Source organism: Butyricicoccus pullicaecorum, assembly GCF_002160355.1.
Classification (GTDB): domain Bacteria; phylum Bacillota; class Clostridia; order Oscillospirales; family Butyricicoccaceae; genus Butyricicoccus; species Butyricicoccus pullicaecorum.
The window spans coordinates 1-854 of sequence record NZ_NFKK01000053.1 but is presented as its reverse complement, the minus strand read 5'-3'; the positions used below and the strand labels follow the sequence as shown (position 1 = coordinate 854).

General features: G+C 47.9%; 1 protein-coding gene. It reads left to right on the top strand.

The genetic code is table 11. The features are described from left to right. Positions 1–49 precede the first annotated feature (49 nt). On the top strand, positions 50–772 hold the full coding sequence (locus tag B5F17_RS14515) for a tyrosine-type recombinase/integrase (RefSeq protein WP_242968784.1): 723 nt from the start codon (positions 50–52) through the stop codon (positions 770–772). Positions 773–854 lie beyond the last annotated feature (82 nt).

The following is an 854-nucleotide window of genomic DNA, read 5'->3' as shown; positions in this document are numbered from 1 at the left end:
GGGTACGATTGAGAAATATTTGCGCGATGTGCGCAAATTTTTTTGCTGGTTGGCAGATAAATCTTTGGAAAAGGCACAGGTTTCTGCGTGGAGAGCACAGCTGCTCTCCGATGGCTACGCACCGGAAACGGTCAACTCGATGATCGTCGCACTCAATCGATTTCTGGACTTTATCGGCTGCTCGGATTGCCGGGTGCGCACGCTACGCATCCAGCGTAAATTGTTCCGTCGTCAGGAACGCGAGCTGACTCGTGCAGAGTATGAAAGAATGGTACAAACCGCCGAACGCAAAGGACAGCAGCGCCTCGCGCTGTTGCTGGAAGCCATCACCGCAACTGGAATCCGGGTGTCCGAGGTCAAATATCTGACGGTTGAAACTGCCAGAGCCGGACGCGCGGAAATTGCCCTCAAAGGCAAGATTCGTGTGATTTTACTGCCGAATAAGTTGTGCCGCAAGCTATTGAAGTATGCCAAAAAACAAAAAACCGTCTCCGGTGAGATTTTTCTCACGAAAAACGGGAAAAGTCTGTCCAGACGGCAGATTTGGAGCGAAATGAAACATTTATGTAAATTTGCGGGCGTGGAAGCGAGTAAGGTATTTCCGCACAATTTGCGGCACCTGTTTGCGACGGTATTCTATCAAGCGTGCAAAGATATTGCAAAACTTGCTGACGTGTTGGGACATTCCAGTATTGAAACCACTCGCATTTACCTCATCACATCGGGTACAGAACATGCAAGACAACTGGCGCATCTGCGGCTGATTTCATAAGACAAAATCAACATTTTGTCACAAACATCAGTTGCTACCCGGATGTTTCGTTACATACTGTTGAGGAAATTGTATCATATTT